Below are 4,682 nucleotides of genomic sequence, written 5' to 3' on the forward strand. Positions count from 1 at the left end.
TTAAGCGGGCGGTTAGGGTAGCTTTATACCGGTCCGGGAGGATGGTTGTGGCAATTAATGGAATTGCCGCGACCATCCCACTCCCGGAAAACGAGGAAGTCCATGAGCGAAAACTCCCTCCGCGTTCTCGGCACCGCGAGCCATGTCGCCCGGCTGCTCGGCGACGACGGCGTCGTGCACAGCCTCTACGGCCCCGAGGGATCACCCGTCTACCACTTCCTCACCCGTTATGACGAGGCCGACGCCGAGGCGATGCTGCGCGTCGCGCAGGGCCGCAAGGGCACGCTGCTCGAATTGGCGTGCGGGTCGGGCCGACTCACCTTCCCCTTCCTGGAGAACGGGTTCGACGCCGTCGGGCTCGACATGTCGCCGCACATGCTCGCCCTGTTCGACGAGCGGCTCGCCGAGGAGAAGGAGGACGACAACGACTACAGCGGCCGAGTCTCCACCGTCCAGGGCGACATGACGAGTTTCCAGCTGGACCGCAAGTTCGACTTCATCACGCTCGGCGCCAACGCCATCAGCTACCTGGACGAGGAGCAGCGCGCCTCGCTGTTTGCGTCGGTGCGCGGACACCTGGCCGAGGACGGCCGCTTCCTGATGACGCTGATCGAGTTCCCCGGCATCGAGGAGCGTGACCAGCCGTTCGAGACGCAGGCGGTGGTCGCGACGGGCGCCGACGCCGACATCCCGATGTTGCTGACGCTGCTCGACTTCGTCGACCCGGACGAGTCCCTGCGCTCCAGCAACTTCCTGGCCCAGCGGGTGGAGAACGGCCGGATCGCCGACGCCAAGATCTTCACGGCCCTGTCGCACATCCTGCCGGCCGCCCGGCTCCGCGCGGAGATCGAGGCGGCCGGCCTGCGGGTACTGGCACAGCACGAGGTGGTCAGCGAGTTCCAGATCCAGGCGTCGTTCGCGATCAACCCGGAGATCTACCTGCTGGAGGCCACCGTCTAGAGGGCCGGGTCACGCACCGTCCGGGAGGCTCTCCGCCGGGGAGCCGCCCGGGAGTGCGTTCCCGAGCTCGGAATAGGACTCGCCGCCGTGCGACCCCCACAGCCGTGTGATCGCGTCCAGCGTGCAGTAGTCGCGGAACAGCACGATCTCGCCGTTGCGGACCCGCATCAGCTGGATATAGGGGGCCTGGAACCGCTCGCCGGTCTCCAGGTCCTCGGTCTGGCAGACGAACTCGGCGATGACGACCTCGGGGTCGTCGGTCTCGTAGATCATCTCCTCCAGGTGGCCGACCAGCCGGCGCGTGCCGCGCTGGGCGTTCTCCAGCGCCGCCGAGGTCACGGCGCGGATGGTCGTCCGGCCCTCGAAGCGGCGGGGCAGGCCGCCGGCGGCGAAGGGGACCTCAAGCACCCCGTCCTCGGCGAACAGGTCCGCCTGGCCGTCGGCGTCGAGCCGGCTGATGCTCTCCTGCTTGAGCAGAAAGACCTCGCGCGGAGTCCGGACGTTCCGGTCAGCCATTTCTGGCCTCCATTTCATGCTTCTCGACTGCGGGATTTCATGCGCTATCCACACTCTCACATCATGAAACACCAGTCCCCTTAACGGCTTCTTTCGGCGCTCTAAAGCGACCTTGCAGGGGCCCGGTCGAGCCTGGTATCGAAAGACGAGGATAACAGGCCTTACAGATACGAGGGATCTCGATGCATGAACCGATCGCCATTGTTGGAATTTCCTGCCGACTCCCCGGGGCCAATGATCCGCGGCAGTTCTGGCGGCTGCTGCGGGACGGCCGCAGCGCGATCACCGAGGCGCCCGAGGATCGCTGGCGCGATCTCGACCTGCCGGTGCGGCGCGGCGGATTCCTCGACCGGATTGACGCGTTCGACCTGGGTTTCTTCGGGATTTCCCCGCGCGAGGCCGCGGTCATGGACCCGCAGCAGCGGCTCGCGCTGGAACTCGGATGGGAGGCGCTGGAGGACTCCCGCGTCGTGCCCGGCGACCTGCGCGGTTCCAGCACCGGGGTGTTCGTCGGCGCGATCTGGGACGACTACGGTGCGCTGCTGCGCAAGCAGGCGGAGGTCACCCAGCACACGCTGACCGGCACCCAGCGCGGCATCATCGCCAACCGCGTCTCCTACACCCTCGGCCTGCACGGCCCGAGCCTGACCGTCGACACCGGGCAGAGCTCATCGCTGGTGGCGGTGCAGCTGGCCGTGGAGAGCCTGCGCCGCGGCGAGTCGGAGCTGGCGCTCGCCGGGGGCGTGAATCTGAACATCCTCGCCGCGAGCACGCTCGGCGCGCAGCGGTTCGGCGGCCTGTCCCCGAACGGCGTCTGCTACACCTTCGACGAGCGCGCCAACGGCTACGTGCGGGGGGAAGGCGGGGCGCTGGTCGTCCTGAAGCCGCTGCTGGCCGCCCTCGCCGACGGCGACCGCGTCTACTGCACGATCCTCGGCGGCGCGGTGAACAACGACGGCGCGACCGACTCCCTCACCGTGCCCGGGCGCGAGGGTCAGGAGGACGTGCTCCGCCGCGCCTACGCCGACGCCGGGGTGTCCCCGGCCGACGTGCGGTACGTGGAGCTGCACGGCACGGGGACGAAGGTCGGCGACCCCGTCGAGGCGGCCGCGCTCGGCGCGGTGCTCGGCGCCGGGCGCCCCCGGGAGAGGGCGCTGCTGGTCGGCTCGGCGAAGACGAACGTCGGGCACCTGGAGGGCGCGGCCGGGATCGTCGGGCTGGTCAAGGCCGCGCTGAGCCTGCGGCACGGGGAGATCCCGGCGAGCCTCAACTTCGTCCGCCCGAATCCGGCGATCCCGCTGGACGAGCTGCGCCTCGCGGTGCAGACCGAGCTGACGCCCTGGCCGGAGCCGGCGCGGACGGCGGCCGGGGCGTCTTCACTGGCCGGGGTCTCGTCGTTCGGCATGGGTGGCACCAACTGCCACCTCGTGCTCGGCGGCCCGCCCGAGGATTCGCCCCGCGCGGCGGGCACCGCACCGGAGGTCGTGCCGTGGCTGCTGTCCGGGCGATCGCGGAAGGCCGTCCGCGCGCAGGCCGCAAAGCTGCTGTCGTTCCTCGACGAGCGGCCGGACCTGACCGCCTCCGAGATCGCCGCCTCGCTCGCCACCACCCGCACCGCCTTCGAGCACCGGGCCGCCGCCGTCGGCGCGGGACGCGACGCATTGACCGCCGGGCTGCGCGCGCTCGCCGCCGCGCCCGGCGAGGCGCCCGCCGTCCCAAACGACGTCGTCACGCTCGCCGAGCGCACCACTGGAGGCGGACCCGCGTTCCTGTTCACCGGGCAGGGCGCGCAGCGCGTCGGGATGGGACGGGAGCCGGCCGAACGCTTCCCCGTGTTCGCCGCCGCCCTGGACGCCGCCTGCGCCGAACTCGACCGGCACCTGCCGAGGCCCGTCCGGGACGTGATGTGGGCCGAGCCCGGCACCGGCGACGCCGCGGAACTCGACCAGACCCGCTACACGCAGGCGGCACTGTTCGCGGTCGAGGTCGCGCTGTTCCGGCTGGTGGAGTCGTTCGGCGTCCGGCCTGACCTGGTCGCCGGGCACTCCATCGGCGAATTCGCCGCCGCGCACGCCGCCGGCGTCCTGACGCTCGCCGACGCCGCCGCGCTGGTCGCCGCCCGCGGCTCGCTCATGCAGGAGCTGCCCGAGGGCGGCGTCATGGTCTCGATCCAGGCGTCCGCGGACGAGGTGACCCCGCTGTTGACCGGCGACGTCGGGCTGGCCGCCGTGAACGGGCCGCGCTCGGTCGTGATCTCCGGCCCCGCGGAGGAGACCCTGGAGGTGGCGGCCGCCCTGGCGGATCGCGGGCGCCGGACCCGGCGGCTGAAGGTCAGCCACGCCTTCCACTCGGCGCTCATGGAACCGATGCTGGACCGGTTCCGGGACGTGGTCGCGAGCGTGGAGTTCGTCGAGCCGCGGCTGCCGGTCGTGTCGATGCTCACCGGGCGGCTCGCGGCTCCGGACGAGCTGCGCGACCCGGAGTACTGGGTGCGGCAGATCCGCGAGCCCGTCAGATTCGCCGACTGTGTGGGCGAGCTGCGCGCCGCGGGGGCGGAGACGTTCCTGGAGCTCGGGCCCGGCAAGGTGCTGACCGTCCTCGCGGAGGAGAACCTCGCGGACGAGGCGTCGGCGTTCCTGCCATCCCTGCTCGACGGCGCGGAGGAGCGGTCGTTCGTCGCGGCGCTCGCCGGGCTGCACGGGCAGGGCGTCGAGGTCGACTGGCGGACGCTGCTCGGCGAGGGGAACGTCGACCTGCCCACCTACGCGTTCCAGCGGCGGCGCTCCTGGCCGGAGATCTCCGTGGACGACGCTCGCACCGACGACGTCGTCGCGGTTGTTCCGCGGGAGGACGCGGAAGAGCCTGACGACGAGGATGGGCCTTACGCCCGGAGCCGCCTCGCGCTGCTGCCCGAGGCCGAGGCGCGTCAGAAGCTCGCCGACCTGGTCCGCGTCGGCATCAACGCGACGCTCGGCTACAGCCCCGCCGACGCGCTCGACCTGGGCAGCACCTTCAAGGAACTCGGCTTCGACTCGCTCACCGGCGTCGAGTTGCGCAACCGGCTGCAGGCCATGAGCGGGCTCCGGTTGCCCACGACGATGATCTTCGACTGGCCGACGCCGCTCGAACTCGCCGAGCACCTCGGCCGCGACCTGACCGGCGCGCCGGACGACCCGGCGGACCGGCCCGCCGCGCCCGCCGCCCCC

At 71.4% G+C, this 4,682-nt stretch carries 3 protein-coding genes; 2 read left to right on the forward strand and 1 reads right to left on the reverse strand.

What is annotated here, in order from left to right:
- Positions 1 to 102 precede the first annotated feature (102 nt).
- Positions 103 to 960 (forward strand): daptide-type RiPP biosynthesis methyltransferase, encoded by an 858-nt coding sequence (mpaM, locus tag AF1_RS32000; protein ID WP_067807990.1) that lies wholly within the window; start codon positions 103 to 105, stop codon positions 958 to 960.
- 9 nt (positions 961 to 969) lie between these two features.
- On the opposite strand, the gene AF1_RS32005 is transcribed toward mpaM, so the two are convergent.
- On the reverse strand, positions 970 to 1,476 hold the full coding sequence (locus AF1_RS32005; protein ID WP_067807993.1) for a nuclear transport factor 2 family protein: 507 nt from the start codon (positions 1,474 to 1,476) through the stop codon (positions 970 to 972).
- A gap of 182 nt (positions 1,477 to 1,658) precedes the next feature.
- Here AF1_RS32005 and AF1_RS32010 point away from each other — a divergent pair.
- On the forward strand, positions 1,659 to 4,682 hold a 3,024-nt coding region (locus AF1_RS32010), incomplete at its 3' end, for a type I polyketide synthase (RefSeq protein ID WP_157419394.1).

It is taken from the genome of Actinomadura formosensis NBRC 14204, assembly GCF_001552155.1.
Taxonomy (GTDB): domain Bacteria; phylum Actinomycetota; class Actinomycetes; order Streptosporangiales; family Streptosporangiaceae; genus Spirillospora; species Spirillospora formosensis.